Genomic DNA, 17035 nt, shown 5'->3' on the forward strand with positions numbered 1-17035 from the left:
ATTATTGCGAACTCGCTGTCGGGGTAATTGTTTCTGAAACTAAGAAAGGTAAAAGTTGATCGCCAAACGGCCAACGTAACTCGGCATCGTCGGCGGCACGCACTAACACGGGTACCAACCAGGCATACTCATCAAGCAATTCCGGTTGAGTTGAAATATCAACCATATGCAGCTCAATGGGCTCATCCAAATCGGTTTCATGAATAAGCTTCAGCGCCTCCATACACAAGGTGCAATCAGGCTTGGTTAGCAGGTAAAAATCAGTCAAGAAAACGCACCTTATAAAAGTTATGAATTCCTTTGTTACGCGCAAAATCAGGCGGAATCGACGCTTTAGTGCAGTCTTCGGCTATTAAACCTATGCTGGCAAGGCCTTCTTCATCCAACTTGAACTTGCGTTTGTTATTGGAGAAGAACACCACGCCGTTGTCGGTTAGCAAACGTGCGGCTAGCTTCAGTAACTGCACGTGATCACGCTGCACATCGAAGCTGTCTTCCATTCGCTTGGAATTTGAAAACGTTGGCGGATCCAGGAAAATCAAATCGAAGCGCTGTTGTGGCGGTTGATCTCGTAGCCACTGCACACAATCAGCCTGAATCATTTGAAACTCGGCCTTGCGCAGGTTATTCAAGGCAAAGTTACGCGCGCCCCACTCTAAGTATGTGCGCGACAGATCCACCGAGATCACTTCTTTGGCACCTGCCAGCGCAGCGTGCACGGAAGCGCTACAAGTATAAGCAAACAAGTTTAACACCGACTTACCAGCACTATGCTTGGCCAGTTCCCGGCGCACCCAGCGGTGATCCAGAAATAACCCAGCATCCAGATAATCGGTTAAATTCACTTCAAACTGGGCATCGTACTCATTCACAATGGTAGTCCAGTTCAATTGCTCTTGTTTTTCATACTGCTGTTTACCAGATTGACGTTGACGCACTTTCAGGGTCATTTTATTTGCCTCAAACGGCAACGCCTGATGCAGGCTATCAATTAAGTGCCACAGTCGGTCTTTAGCCACTGCTGGCGGAATATCATCCGGCGCGGCATACTCCTGAATCATCAAATAATCGTTGTACACGTCTACTGCTGCGTTGTATTCAGGTAAGTCCGCATCATAGAGTCGCCAGCAACTCACACCTTCCTGTGCCGCCCACTTTTCTAGCTTCTTATAGTTCTTCTTAAGCCTGTTAGATATGTCATCAGATTTACTTTCAGTAAATTCAGCTTGCTCTTTGGTCATATCATATAAAGCTAAAACTACGTCTAAAGCACCGTTATATAGCTTATATTTCTTATGGCTACGTAGCTTCAAGCGCTTCAGCAAGCTCTCGTCACCAGCCAGTATATTCAACTGCCAGTTTTGGAAATGGGCGCGTATGTTTTGGCCAAATCGGCGATATAACAATAAGGTTTCTATTTCCTCGCCCAAACGCTCACCATAAGGTGGGTTACTAATAACCACGCCCTGCTCGGCTGGTGCTGCTACTTCAGTGGCATCGCCCTGTTGCCAGGTAAAAGCATCGGCCAGTTCCAGCCGCTCAGCATTCTCTTTTGCAATAGCCAGCATATCGGCATCAACATCGTACCCGTAAAAATGGGTGGTGAGCTCGGCTTTAGCCTGTTCAAAGATAGTTTCGGCCTCGGTTTGGATTTGTTGCCAGGCGCTTTGTTCATGTTGCAGCCAATGATGAAAGCCCCACCGGTCACGGCGCAAGCCCGGCGCACGTTGATAACGTATCATGGCGGACTCCAGCAACAAGGTGCCCGATCCACAGAATAAATCAGCCACGGCAGTATCAGTTTCAGCACTGATGCCGGAACGAATGGCAATAGCAGCAGCTAAGGTTTCACGCAGTGGCGCCAGGCCTTTGCGTAAACGATAACCGCGACGGTGTAAGCTTTCTCCGGACAAATCCAGATACCAGGTCAGTATGTCTTTGGATAACCGCGCGGTAATACGTATGTCCGGGTCATCACGAGATACATTAGGTCGCTTGCCCGCTACTTCGCGAAAGCGGTCTACGACTCCGTCTTTTACCAGCTGGGCACCGAAGCGTGTGTGGCGTATAGCCGGATGGCTACCGGAAAAGTCCACTATCATAGCGGCTTCCGGTTGCATATGTTCTTCCCACGGGAACGCTGATACGGCTTTGACAATGTCCTGCGCTTCATCAATGTGGTGTTGACCCAACAACAGGAGCACCCGGCTTGCCAGTCGCGTCCACATACAAATGCGGTACGCAGTTAAGGTATCGGCCGAAAAAGAGCAGCCCGCAATGGTTTGGCGTACGTCAGTGCCACCCAATTGCTGGAGTTCGTCAAATAATAAAGGCTCAAGCCCTTTCGCGCAGGTTGCAAAGTAGCTCGCTGGTTTTGTCATGCGGTGATTTTTCCCGAATATGCATTAGGCGCTAATTATAGCGAAGCTGGAGGCTGCTGTATTGTCGAAACTGCTGGTTATTTCAGCGCTTGAACCGCTTTTGGGCAATTAATCACCGAATAACAAAATAAGGGCTTGCGCTTCGGCAGGGTCTTCTTTAATATGCGCCTCACTCGGACGCGGGATGGAGCAGTCTGGTAGCTCGTCGGGCTCATAACCCGAAGGTCGTAGGTTCGAATCCTGCTCCCGCAACCAATCCGAGAATTAGTTTCAATCCAAGATCTCCTAAGTAATCTATTTAATTTCCCAGAATTTATTTAATTGACTGTTGTAGCCCTGTTCGCCAAGGCTTTTCAAATAGTCAGCCAGAATCGAACGAATCTCTGCAGTGCCCTCGTAAACCGTCAGTGAACCATCAAGCTCGGGAAAGCCACCGCCCCCAGTTGCCCTATAGTTATTGGTAACCACCAGGAACATCTGATCTTTGTTAATCGGCTGGCCCTTAAAGCGCACGTTTGCCACTCGGCCTGCATGTTCAGCTACCAGCTGACCACTATAGTCGTACCTTGGCTGTGCCTGAGTATCAATGCTATAGGTAAGCCCATAAAGCGTATCGAAGTTATAGCTGGCAAAACCTTGGGTTACCCAACCTCGCAGGTTTGAATCCGAGCCACCAGATTGAACAGCCTGAGCTGACATTTCCAACCACTCGATAACCTGTGCCCCTGAAAGTTTCACTACTTGCAGCGTGTTTGGATACGGGTATACATCAGCCAAATCACCTAAGGTAAGCTCTCCGGCTGGAATATCTGTATACGAGTCATTGGTACCCAATCCCGCCCGAAAAGGCGCTGCGGCGCTCAGCAACGGCAAATTTTGTGGTATTAAGCCTTGCTGTTGTAAGTTTTCGGCAAACCACAGCTGCGCTTGTTGCACAAACTGAACGCCGTGGGTTGGCTGCACCCTGGCAAGTTCGTTTGAAAGCCGCTGTTGCGTGTGGCCGATAGGCTGCTGCAAATAGTTTTTAGTGTCAGCGTGTGTGTTAGCTACCAATTCTTTAATCACCGGGTTTTCTGCGGTGGAAATAGGCATCACCTGAACCTGATTGTTCATTACCTGCCACCGCCCTGCCTGACGCTGAAGCTGCAAATCAATAACCCCTAGGTGACTGCCAAAAGCGCCCGGTTGAACTGCGGGGATACCGCGAATAAGTCCGGCTTTATTATCAATCCAGGGAATATTGTCGTAACGGCTGTCGCCAGGAAATACACGATGTTGGTGACCAAACAGAATAGCGTCAATGCCAGTTACCCCGGCTAACTGATAAACGGCTTGCTCAGCGCCATAAGTATTACGCCGTTTAAAGTCGATACCTGAGTGCGCCACAGCAACAATAATATCTGCGCCCTGTTGTTTAAGTTGTTCAATGTTTTCACGCGCACTGGTCACTATGTCCTGAACTTGTACCTGACCGGCCAAATGCTGCTTATCCCACACCATAATTTGTGGTGGTAAAACTCCGAAAAAACCAATATTTATGCGATGTGATTTACCATTTTCGTCTTTCAATTCGCGCGTTAATACGGTGTTTTTACTTAGCCAGGAGTAGTCAGCATCATCGCGATTTAACACCGCGAGGTTACTGCTGATAATCGGAAACTCAGCCGCCGCATAGGTAGCTCTTAAAAACTCCAAGCCAAAGTTAAACTCATGATTACCCAGATTAGCAAGGTCATAATTCATAGCGTTTAAAGCAGCTATAATCGGATGTGGATTACTCTGCAAGCCTGCTGCACCGTTAGCGGCCACATAGTCACCCAAGGGACTGCCTTGAATAAGGTCGCCATTATCAATCAGTACCGCCTGCGGATGCTCTTTACGCGCGGCTTCAATAACGGCAGCGGTATGAGAAAAACCATAGTTAGCGTGTGATTCGTTCTGAAAGTAATCATAGCCCAACATATAGGCATGAATATCGCTGGTTTCCAGCAATCGCAGAGTAATGGTAGGTGCTTCGGCTGGGGTGATCATCGTCTCGCCCCCGGTAGATTCAATGGTTGGTGACTGACATGAAATTAAAAACAGTACGCTCGAGACTAACCAAAATCTAGACATAACCTGAACTCGTGTGTCAGGCAGTATGTTGCTGACTGTAAGAATTGTCGGATACTGGATCAATAGTACTAGGCTGCAAACGATTTAATAGCACTTTGACGGTATCAAACTGTTTGAGCGTTTTAATATCAGAAACCGCCATTTCCCGATCCAATAACATGCATACGGCAAACTCGTCGTCGCTATCAACTATATAAAATAACCCCTTGGTAAAACCTGAGTTAAGTTCACACAGCTTTTTATCGGCCGGCAATTGGTTCGTTTCAGACTGTTGAAAATGCCAGCTTTGTGGCATTTGCGGGCGACCAAATCGTAACCATGCGGCAGCATTAAGAGCTGTTGCCATGACAGTTACAGGAGGAATTTGATCAAAAGATTCAAGATAATCAAATGCGTGCTGAAATTGCTGCGCGTCGTCACAATCAAACGGGAAATCCCCTTCAACCATGGCTACCAGTTTACTGGCTTTGTATGGCACGTGATGCACTAGTTCTTCGCTTAACACCACGGTTAAGCGTTCAATGCTCTCGTTGTATTGCCAAAACCATTGATCTGAAGCGCGCACAACATTTCCTTATTGTTTTTGTGCAAAATAAGTTACTCGAAAACAACTGGTATTACAAGTGTTCAACAACTTCTTTCACTAACCCGGGGCCATGATAAATAAAGCCCGTATAAACCTGCACTAAACTGGCACCCGCAGCTAATTTTTCTTGTGCGCGTTCAGCAGAATTAATGCCGCCCACCGCAATAATAGGAATGCGCCCCTGCAATACTTTAGCTAACTCTTGTACCACATGAGTACTCGCCTTGTGCAATATAGCTCCACTTAATCCACCTGCTTCATCAGCATGTTCTAAACCTTCAACTGCATCACGATTTAAGGTGGTGTTGGTGGCAATAACACCATCAATTTTGGCGGTTAGCAAAGCTTCGGCCATTTGTTGAATTTCGATCTGACTCAAATCTGGTGCAATCTTCACTACCAGCGGAACATAGCGCTTATGACTTGTGGCTAATTCCTGTTGTAAATCTTTCAACTGTTGAAGCAAAGACACCAGCGCATCACCGTGTTGTAGATTACGCAAACCCGGTGTGTTCGGTGACGATATATTGACCGTAATATAGGACGCGAACGCATACACCTTACGCATACAAGTTAAATAGTCATTAACTGCCTGCTCTTCCGGAGTATCTTTATTCTTACCAATGTTAATGCCAAGTACACCGTCAAACTTCGCTTTCTGTACTTGCTCAACCAGATAGTCCACGCCCTTGTTATTGAAACCCATGCGATTAATCAGTGCTTCTCGCTCGGGAATACGAAACATACGTGGTTGTGGGTTGCCCGGTTGTGGCAACGGCGTCACCGTACCCACTTCAATAAAGCCAAAGCCCATTTGCGCAAAGGCTTCAATACATTCCGCGTTTTTGTCCAGGCCGGCAGCTAACCCCACCGCATTTGGAAATTCGATTCCCATAACGGTAACTGGTTTTGCTGGCACTTGTTGGCGCCAGAACATAGCCAGCGGCGTACGAGCATAACGCTGCAATAACTTTAGGGTAAAGTCATGGGACCATTCAGCATCCTTGCTGAACAACCACTTGCGCACCAGTTTATACATATTACTTGGTAGCGCAGTTATGGCTTAGCAACATCAGTTCACGCAGCGCCACAGAGAACTTGGCAAACTCGTGACTCTTCGACGTGCGGAAGTCGGACAACATATGCTGCCAGCGTTCCAGGAACTGTTCGTTGTCGGTAATCCAGGAGTCCAGCATAACTTCGGCGTCTTTCTCGTCCTCAGCAAACCGCAATACCACCAGGGTTAATGCGCGTTGCTGCCAATCAAGTTCTTCGCGGAAAGCTGCCCGGGCCAATGCTTGCCAATGGTTTGCAACCGGCTGGCTGTTAATTTGATCCAGGAACCAATGCAGTGAAATTCGAGCACCAAGTTTAAAGTACAAGTGGCCCACAGTGTCCAGCTTACGACCGGTTTCATGCGACACTTCAGCAATATCCATTGCCGAGAAGACGCTGCTTAGAATACCAACCTGGCCGGCTAATTCTTTCGGCGCGCCTTTCTCTATGTAACCATCAATGGCGTCTTGCATGCCTTTACGCTCGCTTTCAACCAAGTAGTTAAGCACGTTTTTGCGTAAATCATCAAAGGCCGCTTTATAGAAATCCAGATATTCCTGAATACCGTTCAAGCTTGGATTACGGTGACGCAGGAACCAGCGCGTTGCCCGACGCACCATGCGGCGGATCTGGAACAACATCTGGTTTTGCAGCTCAGCAGGCATTTTGTTGTTGCTGGCTTCAATTTGATCCATCAAACCGCGTACGTTGAAACATTCGCGAGCAACCACATAAGCAGAGGCAACTTCGGCCACAGATGCGCCGGTAGCGTCTTGTTTACGGTGGACAAAGTTAGGCCCCATATCGTTAACCATGTTGTTGGCTAAGCGAGTGGCAATAATTTGTGAACGCAGTGGGTGAGATTCCATGGCCTCTGAGAATTCATTTCTCAGTAGTTCAGGAAATGCGCCAACCAGCAAACGACCGTGGAAAGGATCGTTAACAATAGCTTCATCTACCAACTGTTCTTTCAGAACCATTTTGCCGTAGGCGGTAATTACGGCCATTTCAGGACGGGTTAAACCTTTCCCTGAGGCCTGACGTTCGGCTAAGTCGTCATCATCCGGCAAGAACTCCAGGGCACGGTTTAACTGGCCTTCGCGCTCCAAGTGATGAATAAAGCGTTGCATCTCTTTAATCTGATCCGGGCCACGCATAAGCGTTACCGAAATCGACTGCGACTGACGACGGCAGTCTTTCAATACAATCTCAGCCACGTCATCGGTCATTTCATACAGTAACTTGTCGCGTTGTTTACGCGTTAAGTCACCGGCATTAACCGCGCCGTTAAGCAAAATCTTAATATTTACTTCGTTATCTGAACAGTCAACGCCGCCCACGTTATCAATAGCATCGGTATTAATACGACCGCCACTGCGAGCATATTCAATACGGCCAAGCTGGGTGAAGCCCAGGTTACCGCCCTCGCCCACAACTTTGGCTTTCAGCTCTTTGCCGTTAATGCGCAATGCATCGTTGGCGCGGTCGCCAACGTCTGAGTCCGTTTCATGAACGCTTTTCACGTAAGTGCCAATACCGCCGTTCCACAGCAAATCAACTGGCATGCACAAGCAAGCCTTAATTAATTCGGCCGGGTTCATCGATTTTTTGGTTGTGCCCAGCATTTTCTTCATTTCAGGCGTTAGCTCAATAGATTTAGCGCTACGCTTGAAGATGCCGCCACCAGCAGAAATCAGCTCTTGATTGTAATCTTCCCAGCTCGAACGTGGTAACGCGAATAAGCGCTCGCGCTCTTTGAACGATGATGCCGCATCCGGGTTAGGATCAATGAATATGTGCATGTGGTTAAAGGCGGCTTGCAAACGAATGTGCTTCGACAACAACATGCCGTTACCAAATACATCGCCAGCCATATCACCTACACCAACTGCGGTGAAATCAGTGGTCTGGCAATCAATTCCCATTTCACGGAAGTGACGCTTAACAGATTCCCAGGCGCCACGAGCAGTGATGGCCATTTTCTTATGGTCATAACCTACAGAGCCACCAGAGGCAAAGGCATCGCCCAGCCAGAAGTTGTATTCGTTGGAAATAGCGTTGGCGATATCTGAGAAGGTTGCCGTACCTTTATCGGCAGCAACTACCAGATAGGTGTCGTCTTCATCGTGACGTACCACATTTTCCGGATGCACAACTTCGTTGTTCACGATGTTGTCAGTGATATCCAGCAACGCGCGAATAAAGGTGCGGTAGCACTCTTTGCCTTCCTCAAAGAAAGCCTCACGCTCTTCCGGTAAGTTCTTACAATAGAAACCACCTTTCGCACCAACCGGAACAATAACGGTGTTCTTCACCTGCTGAGCTTTTACCAAACCTAACACTTCGGTACGGAAATCTTCGCGGCGATCGGACCAGCGCAAGCCGCCCCGAGCCACTTTACCACCGCGCAAGTGAACACCTTCAACCCGCGGTGAATAAACGAATATTTCAAATTTCGGTAATGGCAACGGAATTTCAGGCACCAACTCAGGAAGGATTTTCACTGAAATATAAGGTTTATCCTGACCGTTAGCGTCAGTTTGGAAGAAGTTAGTGCGCAGCGACGCATTAATTAACTCAACATAACGACGAATAATACGATCGTCATCCAGGTTAGCAACCTGCTCAAGCTCTGCGTTAATACGAGTTTCTAAAGCACCAAGCTTCTTCTCAACGCTTTTCACACCTGGCTCAAACTTGGTGTAAAACAGCTTCACCACCAGCTTAGATATCAGCGGATACTTGCTGAAAGTGCTCTCAATGTAGCTCTGGCTGAAAGTAGTACCGATTTGGCGCATGTATTTCGCGAACATACGCAAAATAGTGACCTGGCGGCCAGTCATGCCGGCGCTCAATACTAAGCGGTTAAAGCCGTCGTCTTCGTAATGGCCTTGCCACACACGGGCAAACGCATCCTGGAAAATATCCCGGGCTTTTTCTAAATCTAGTTTCCCTGCTGTATGTAGCATGTGGAAATCAAGGATCCAGGCCACTGAGCCATCTGCAGCTTTGATCTGATACGGGCTTTCACCAATAATGCGTAAACCGAAGTTTTCCAGCATTGGCAGCACGTCCGACAAATGGATCGGCTGATCTTTGTGGAATAATTTTAATTTAATGTACTTGCTGTCTTCTTTTTCTTCGCGTGAGCGATAAAACAGCATGCCTAATTTATGATCGTCGTTCAGAGCTTCCAGTTGCGCAATGTCAGCAATGGCTACCGACGGCAGCACTTCTTCTTTATAAGCACGAGGGAACGCATTCGCGTATTTACTATTTAACGCGTTGGATTTGCCTTCACCGTGGGTGCTACTCAAGATACGCTCAAAGTTATCTTCCCAGGTACGCGCAGATTCAATTAAATTTTGCTCTAGTTCTTTCACATCAATGTCCTGCACCTGTTCGCCAACACGCACTGTATAGTGAGTTCGGGCTAGCGACGATTCTGAAAAATAGGTTGTGAATTCGACTTCACTGTCGGTTTCCAAGGTTCTTGCAAGCAAGCCCTGTGTTTTTTGACGTAAAATGGTGTTGTAACGCTCTTTAGGTACATACACCATGCAAGACACGAAACGCCCAAAAATATCGCTTCGCAGGAAGGCCCGGGTCATATCGCGCTCTTGCATTTGCAAAACGCCCAGCCCTACTTCTAGTAGATCATCTTCGTCCGCCTGAACGATTTCGTCACGCGGATAGGTTTCCAGAATATTCAACAAGGCTTTCGCGGCATGCGAGTTCGCAGCAAAACCCGACTGCTCCATTACCCGCTGCAGCTTCTCACCAACTAACGGAACGTCACGGGCGCTATTGTTGTAGAAGCTTGACGAATACAGGCCAATAAAGCGGTGTTCACCAATAACTTTGCCGTTTTTGTCGAAGCGCTTAATGCCTATGTAATCACTATGCGCCGGACGGTGTACCCGCGACTTGGAATTCGTTTTGGTTAACAACAGCAGGCGGTTATTAAAGGTAATGTCGCGTGCCCGCTCCGGCAGAGACGAAATAAGCCGGCTTTGCTTAGACACTGAATTACGCAGTAAACCCAGGCTGCTATCGGTAACTTGCTTAATTTCGTAGTCGCCCTCAACAGCTTCTAACGAATAGCAGCGATACCCCATAAGGGTGAAGTTATCTTTCGCTAACCAGGTTAAAAAGCGGTGCGCTTCGGCTAATTCCTGCTCAGTACCTGGGTAGTTAATGTCTTTCAACTCATCGGCTACTACCATCATTTGCTTACGCATGGCCTGCCAATCAGACACCGCCAGCGTAACCTCTTCCATCACCGAGGCTAGTTCTTGCTTTAACTGTTTAATTTCAGCGGCACTGGTTTGACGGTCAATTTCAACCAGGAACACCGTATCCACTTCTACATCTTTTCCTTTCGTGCCAGGTTTTAGCAATTCAGTCACCTGATTGCTTTTACGCTTGTGGCTAATAGGTAGATGTAATAACAAATGCGAAGTGATGCCGAGTCGGGTCAGCGCCATCCGCACTGAATCAACCATAAATGGCATATCAAACTGAATAATTTCAATAATAGTGTGCGGCGATTCCCAGCCGTGACGGGGTACTTCAGGGTTATAAACCTTAATTAGCGCCTTATCACCCGACTTGTAGCTGTTAAAGCTGTGCCACAACCCCATGATAGCGCCGTACATGTCGCTATCATTCCGATGACGTAAGTCGTCTGCAGAAATATTTTGATATAGCCGAAGTGCAAAGTCCTGAATCAGACCAGCTTCTTCTTCAGAAGCCTTTTTCTTAATTAAATCAGAGACTTTTTCCAAAATAACTGGGTGGTTACCATCGCCCAACGACATAGTTTATTGTCCTTGCTCGTTAATTGCGGATTGCAGCGGATGCCTGAGCAGCATCACCGGCATGATCATGCTCATATTGTCGACCATTTATTGTTTATATTCAACGCTTTTGGTGACAATAAATAAGAGTTCAGACCAGCCTTAATAAGGCCTTACGAATGATTATGACCGCTGACTGCATGAACCTGCTCTAAGCGCAAAAAACGGTCGTTCGCATCAGTGGTAAGACGGAAGCGCCCATGTATTCCGCTACCGGTGACAAACGGCAGCAATCGCCCCGCAGGGAAGCTAACGCGAATGCCGTCATCGGTTCTCACCACAACGTTAAAATACCCCTTACCATAGTAGTTCTGCTGATAATCTGCGTAACTAATATGCAAAGTAAACCAGTAATACTTTTCGGTCATGATATTTTTGCCACGTCAAACGGACATTCGGGCTTCATAATTATGCAAAGCTAGTTTTTTTCGTCAGTCGCCAAACTTTGCGAAATCTTCTCATATAAGTCGCTGGCAAGGTTTGGCAGCGCTTTGAGCTCGTTTAAACAGGTTAGCATCAGTTGCTGGCGTTTTGTATCAAACCGGCGCCATTGCAGAAACGGCGTGATCAATCGTGACGCTACCTGCGGGTTGCTACTATTTAAGCTTTTTATAGCAGTGGCAATTAACTGATAACCACTTCCGTCGGCTTGATGAAAGTACCGCATATTGCGCGAAAAGGTAGCTAGTAGCGCATATACCCGGTTTGGATTAGCCAGAGTAAAGGCACTATGCTGTTGCAGGTCTGCAACCTCCCCTACTACATTGCCAACAGGTGCTGCCGCCTGAGTAGCCAGCCATTTGTCCATGACCAACGGGTTGTCTTGCCACTGGTTAGCAAAGTCGGCTAACAACACCGACGCTTGCGGGTTGTCAGTCCAAACTGCAGTTTGTAATGCGGCAATATGGTCTGTCATGCTGGTAGCCTGAGCGTCATGCTGTTGTAACAGCTCGTCAGTGCTCTCTGGGGCCGCTGAACGAGCCAAGCCAAGATACCCTAAACAACGGTTCCTGAGGCTGCGTAAACCAATGGAACGGCCGTCCAGTTCATAGGTGGCTGAACCTAATTGATCACTTAGCGTGTCATATACTGCGGCAAAATCTTCGCGCAATTGTAATGCTATATCCAACTTCAAGCTATCAACCGCTTGCACAATAGCCTCTAGTGGCACTTGCTCATAGAGTTCAGCGAGTTCGTCGACACTTGGGCAAGCCAGTGCCAGCGCTCGTAGTGCTGGATCAACGTCATCGTGCAGCACAGTGCGCAGCGTTGTGGCCACAGAGTCCGACAATTGCGCCGGAATTTCGGCAGCTATTGCGTCTTGCAACAACTTGCGCAACATACTTTGCACTGCATCCCAACGCACCACGGCGTCGTCCGCACAGCCCGCTAGTAAGCGTAATTGCTCTGCGCTGTAATCAGCCTGCAGTTTAACTGGTGCGGAAAAGTTTTCGAGTAAGGCCAGCGTTGGTTCGCTGTCAATACCCTCAAATACCCATTCCTGCTCAGCCTGAGTTAACTCCAGCAAAGTACCGCCGGTGTCAGTATGAGCATACTCCTGATCAGAACTACGCAGCGTCAAGCGCTCACCCTGGTTATTGTAAGCTGAAATAACCACGGGCATGTGGAACGGTTGTTTCGTCGGCTGGCCAGGTGTCGCCGGCGTGCTTTGCTTAATCCGCAGTCGCAATTGCTTGCTGTCTGCAGCAAAACTCTGGGTAACCTGCAGTGATGGCGTGCCAGCCTGACGATACCAGTTGCGGAACTGTTTAAAATCACGATCGTTGGCAGCTTCCATAGCCAGAATGAAATCTTCACAGGTTACGGCCTGACCATCGTAGCGACGCACGTATTCCTGCATACCACGTTGGAAGCCCTGCTCACCCAACAGGGTATGCAGCATACGAATAACTTCGGCACCTTTGTTGTAAACAGTGACCGTGTAAAAGTTATTCATTTCAATAACTTTATCAGGACGGATCGGATGCGCCATCGGGCTGGCATCTTCGTTAAACTGGTGGGTGCGAATAATCTGCACGTCCTGAATCCGGTTCACCGCTCGTGAACCTAAGTCAGCACTAAATTCTTGATCGCGAAATACCGTCAGACCTTCTTTCAGGCTTAGCTGGAACCAGTCACGGCAAGTAATGCGGTTGCCGGTCCAGTTATGAAAGTATTCATGCCCAATCACCGATTCCACATTCAGAAAATCCTGATCAGTAGCGGTATTTGGGTTCGCCAGCACGTACTTCGAATTGAATACGTTTAGCCCTTTATTTTCCATAGCGCCCATGTTGAAGAAATCAACGGCAACAACCATGTAAATATCTAAATCGTATTCCAGATCAAAACGTTCTTCGTCCCAGCGCATCGCATTTTTTAGCGACTGCATAGCATGCTCGGTTTGGTCCAGGTTGCCTTTATCAACGAAGAATTCCAGCGCAACATCACGACCACTGCGAGTTGTAAACTGATCGCGCAATACGTCAAAGTCCCCTGCTACCAGCGCAAACAGATAAGCTGGTTTCGGATGTGGATCGTGCCAGGTTACCCAATGTTCACCCTGCTCGGTTTCACCGCTGTCAATTTTGTTGCCGTTGGCTAACAGGTACGGGTACTGCGCTGCGTCGGCATAAATAGTGGTGGTATAAGTAGCCAACACATCAGGCCGGTCTAAATAATAAGTAATACGGCGGAAGCCCTCGGCCTCGCACTGCGTGCAATAGGTGCCAGCCGACTTGTACAGCCCCTCCAGCGCCTTATTATCAGTTGGATTCACTATGGTAGTAACAGTTAGCGAGAACTGTTCAAGGTCTGTCGCAATAGTGAGTTCAGTATCACTTAACTGGAATTGATCTGAGCCCAAATCGTTACCATTTAACGCCAGGCTCTCAAGCTGTAAATGCTCGCCTTGTAACACCAAAGGTTGTTGGTGTGCTCCCACACGCCTTACCTTCAACTGACTAACCACCTTGGTGTGGTGGTCGGCCAAATGAAAGGTTAACGCAACTTCATCAATGGTGAAGTTCGGAGCACTGTAGTCTTTACGAAATTTAGCAATGGCTGGCGTTGCCGCCACTTCAGCCGATTGTTGTGTCATAAAAAGCTTATACCTTTAAGGTCTTGGATGATTGTTGGTTCTCACCTGGTTTCAGGTAAAGAATACTAAAGCCAGTATAGGCGAAAATGATTGCAAATAGTGGTACCAATAGGTTGAAGAACGCAAATGGTCCATATTCGAACGGACTCACGGCCAACACGCTAAACATGTAGGCACCACAGGTATTCCACGGAATCAGTGCAGAAGTAATGGTACCGCTATCTTCCAGCGTTCGTGACAGAACTCTCGGATCGAGTCCGCGACGTGCATACTCTTCTTTAAACATACGGCCCGGCAGAACAATAGCCATGTATTGGTCGGCGGTAAGTACGTTGGCACCAAAACAAGTGAATATTGTCGCTGTAATTAGCGAGCCGGTAGATTTCGCCGCAACCAGCATGCCCTGAATAAAGCGTTTTAACAGGCCGGTGCGTTCCATAATAGCGCCAAAGGTCATGGCACTTAGAATAAGCCAAATAGTGTTAAGCATGCTGCTCATACCACCGCCGCTTAGCAGTGAATCTAAATCGTCATTGCCGGTTACTACCACAGTACCGTCAGCTAACGCCTGCCAAACCACAGCTAGAGTAGTCAAAGCACCGGTTTCACCGCCGGCCATTTGCGCAATCATTTCAGGTTGGAACAATACCGCCCACAGGCCACCCAGTAAGGCGCCAAAGAACACTGTTGGTAATGCCGGTTTGCGCATAGCAGCAAGGGCAAATAACACCACCAGCGGTATCACCATTTCCCAACCGATATTAAAGGTAGCTACTAGCTCACTTTGCATTTCTTGCAGGCGCACTAAGCTAACATCGGTGTTGGCATTAAAGCCCAGTACCGAAAAAATGATCAGCGCAATCACAAACGACGGCACCGTGGTGTATCCCATGTAACGAATGTGGGCAAACAGCTCAGTTCCGCTAACGGCAGCGGCCAAATTCGTGGTGTCTGATAGCGGTGACATTTTATCGCCAAAATAGGCACCAGACACAATGGCACCAGCGGTAATGGCCGGCGATAAGCCCATGCCTGCGGCAACGCCCATCAACGCCACACCAATAGTGGCAGCCGTAGTCCAGGAACTACCTATGGCAAGCGCCACAATGGCACAAATAACGCAGGTAGCTACGTAGAATAAGCTCGGACTTAACAGCTCCAGACCAAGATAAATAAGTGTTGGAACCGTACCCGACAGCAACCAGGTACCGATTAAGGCACCTACTGCCAAAATAATCAGCATGGCGCCCAGGGCTACAGAAATACCCTCAGTAATGCCCTCTTCTATGTCGCTCCAGGTGTATTTATTGTAAAAGCCCACCAAAGTGGCAATACCAGCCGCAACCAACAAGGCGATTTGGTTAGGACCATAGGATGAATCCTCACCAAACAAATACACTGAGGTGGCTAACATAGCTATGAGTGCTATTAAAGGGATCAGTGCCTGAATGTAGCTCGGGGTTCTGGTTGTTGTATCCGAAGAACTCATGAGTATTTAATTTCCGTTATAAATTGAACGTTACAGCGTAATCACGCCAACTAATTGAAGAAAGATTAAGGTAATTGCGATTGGGGCTAACCAACGTACACAGAACAGCCACAGGCGGAACACCGCCGGTTTGGTATCCAGCTCGTCCTGACTATAGCGAGATTGCATTACCCAGCCCACGAACACCGCTAATAGCAAACCACCTAACGGCAGCAACAAGCTTGAGGTCAGGTAATCAATAAATTCAAAAATGCTGGCTATGGGTTTGCCAAAAATAACCCAATCGAGCTGCGCCCAGCTGCTACCGCTAAAGGAGTACACCGTTAACTGGCCAAACAACCACAATACAGTTCCGGCAATAAGCGTAGCTGGCCAACGGCCAATTTTTAGTTGTTCGCTTAAAAAGGCTACGGCCGATTCAATCATCGCAATAGCCGAGGTAAATGCAGCAATAACAAGCATCACAAAGAATGTGGTACCAATCAGAATACCTGCCGGCATGGTGCTAAAGGCAACCGGTAGGGTTTGGAATATAAGCCCGGGGCCAGCGCCCGGAATAAGGTTCGAGCCAAAAACAATGGGGAAAATGGCTAAGCCTGCAAGTAGCGCAACAAAGGTATCAGCAATGGCTATCCACAGTGTGGTTTGCACCACTGAGGTGCTCTTCGGTAAGTAAGCGCCGTACATAATGACCACACCAGAGGCGAGTCCAAGCGTGAAGAACGCATGCCCCAGCGCAATCATGACGCCATTTACCGTTAACCGGCTAAAATCCGGCGCGAACATAAAGTTCACCGCCGCCTGAAAGTCACCGGTAACTCCGGCATAAACAGCTACCACCATCAGCAGCGCTATCATGGCCGGCAATAAGAATCGCACCGAGCGTTCCAGGCCATTCTTCACACCATTACCAACTACCAGCACAGTTCCGCCAACAATCAGTGTTTGCCAGAAGGTTAACGCTTTCGCATCACCAGTTAACGCCATAAAGGTATCGTTAATGGCTGCGGTACTGGCGCCGGAAAAGGTTCCCGCGCCGGCTTCGAATACGTAAGCCAAGGCCCAGCCCGCTATGACGGTATAAAAGCTAAGTACCAGGAAGCCAGTTAACATGCCCAGCCAACCGGCTGACTGCCACCAACTGCTACGTCCTGATTCCTTCGCCACTACTCGTGCTGCATGGCCCGGGGAGTGACGACCGCGGCGGCCAATAACCACCTCAGCAATCATGACCGGAATACCTATGAGTAAAATACACACAAGATAAACTAGAACAAAGGCACCGCCACCGTTCTCACCGGTTATATAGGGGAACTTCCAGATATTGCCCAAACCAACGGCGGCTGCCGTTGAGGCCAGAATAAAAGAAAGTCGGCTAGACCACCGACTTGAAATCGCATTTGTTATAGTTGTCATGTGCAATTCATTATTGTGGATGTAAACAAAGCC

At 48.2% G+C, this 17035-nt stretch carries 10 protein-coding genes and 1 tRNA gene; 1 reads left to right on the forward strand and 10 read right to left on the reverse strand.

The annotated features are described in order from the left end of the window. Nucleotide 1: 1 nt before the first annotated feature. Together CCE91_RS06600 and rlmKL are read right to left on the reverse strand one after the other, a co-directional pair. Nucleotides 2-268: a glutaredoxin family protein gene (locus tag CCE91_RS06600; RefSeq protein ID WP_086434417.1), complete on the reverse strand. Its 267-nt coding sequence runs from the start codon at nucleotides 266-268 to the stop codon at nucleotides 2-4. Continuing rightward, the gene (gene rlmKL, locus CCE91_RS06605; protein WP_086434418.1) at nucleotides 261-2381 is read right to left on the reverse strand and encodes a bifunctional 23S rRNA (guanine(2069)-N(7))-methyltransferase RlmK/23S rRNA (guanine(2445)-N(2))-methyltransferase RlmL; all 2121 of its coding nucleotides are present in this window, start codon (nucleotides 2379-2381) and stop codon (nucleotides 261-263) included. The genes CCE91_RS06600 and rlmKL overlap by 8 nt, the downstream gene beginning before the upstream one ends. Before the next feature lie 178 nt (nucleotides 2382-2559). On the opposite strand from rlmKL, the gene CCE91_RS06610 reads away from it, so the two are divergent. Beyond that, nucleotides 2560-2636, forward strand: a tRNA-Met gene (locus CCE91_RS06610). 39 nt (nucleotides 2637-2675) lie between these two features. Here the strand turns inward: CCE91_RS06610 and CCE91_RS06615 are convergent. The 8 genes from CCE91_RS06615 to CCE91_RS06650 all read right to left on the reverse strand — a co-directional run bounded on the left by CCE91_RS06615 (nucleotide 2676) and on the right by CCE91_RS06650 (nucleotide 17002). After that, nucleotides 2676-4496 (reverse strand): bifunctional 2',3'-cyclic-nucleotide 2'-phosphodiesterase/3'-nucleotidase, encoded by a 1821-nt coding sequence (locus CCE91_RS06615; RefSeq protein ID WP_086434419.1) that lies wholly within the window; start codon nucleotides 4494-4496, stop codon nucleotides 2676-2678. Between the two features lie 16 nt (nucleotides 4497-4512). Continuing rightward, on the reverse strand, nucleotides 4513-5061 hold the full coding sequence (locus CCE91_RS06620) for a cell division protein ZapC domain-containing protein (protein ID WP_086434420.1): 549 nt from the start codon (nucleotides 5059-5061) through the stop codon (nucleotides 4513-4515). Nucleotides 5062-5113: 52 nt separating this feature from the next. Beyond that, nucleotides 5114-6121: a quinone-dependent dihydroorotate dehydrogenase gene (gene pyrD / locus CCE91_RS06625; protein ID WP_086434421.1), complete on the reverse strand. Its 1008-nt coding sequence runs from the start codon at nucleotides 6119-6121 to the stop codon at nucleotides 5114-5116. A gap of 1 nt (nucleotide 6122) precedes the next feature. Next, a complete protein-coding gene (locus CCE91_RS06630) occupies nucleotides 6123-10958 on the reverse strand; it encodes an NAD-glutamate dehydrogenase (protein WP_086434422.1) in 4836 nt (1611 codons plus the stop codon). 152 nt (nucleotides 10959-11110) lie between these two features. Then, complete coding sequence (locus tag CCE91_RS06635) at nucleotides 11111-11365, reverse strand: DUF2835 family protein (protein ID WP_086434423.1); 255 nt, start codon at nucleotides 11363-11365, stop codon at nucleotides 11111-11113. Nucleotides 11366-11415: 50 nt separating this feature from the next. After that, nucleotides 11416-14097, reverse strand: coding sequence for an aminopeptidase N (pepN, locus tag CCE91_RS06640; protein ID WP_086434424.1), 2682 nt, complete (start codon nucleotides 14095-14097; stop codon nucleotides 11416-11418). Between the two features lie 7 nt (nucleotides 14098-14104). After that, complete coding sequence (gene nhaC, locus CCE91_RS06645) at nucleotides 14105-15586, reverse strand: Na+/H+ antiporter NhaC (RefSeq protein WP_086434425.1); 1482 nt, start codon at nucleotides 15584-15586, stop codon at nucleotides 14105-14107. Between the two features lie 30 nt (nucleotides 15587-15616). Continuing rightward, a complete protein-coding gene (locus tag CCE91_RS06650; protein WP_086434868.1) occupies nucleotides 15617-17002 on the reverse strand; it encodes a sodium-dependent transporter in 1386 nt (461 codons plus the stop codon). Nucleotides 17003-17035: the final 33 nt, after the last annotated feature.

The sequence above is a fragment of the Pseudidiomarina planktonica genome (genome assembly GCF_900177775.1).
Classification (GTDB): Bacteria; Pseudomonadota; Gammaproteobacteria; order Enterobacterales; family Alteromonadaceae; genus Pseudidiomarina; species Pseudidiomarina planktonica.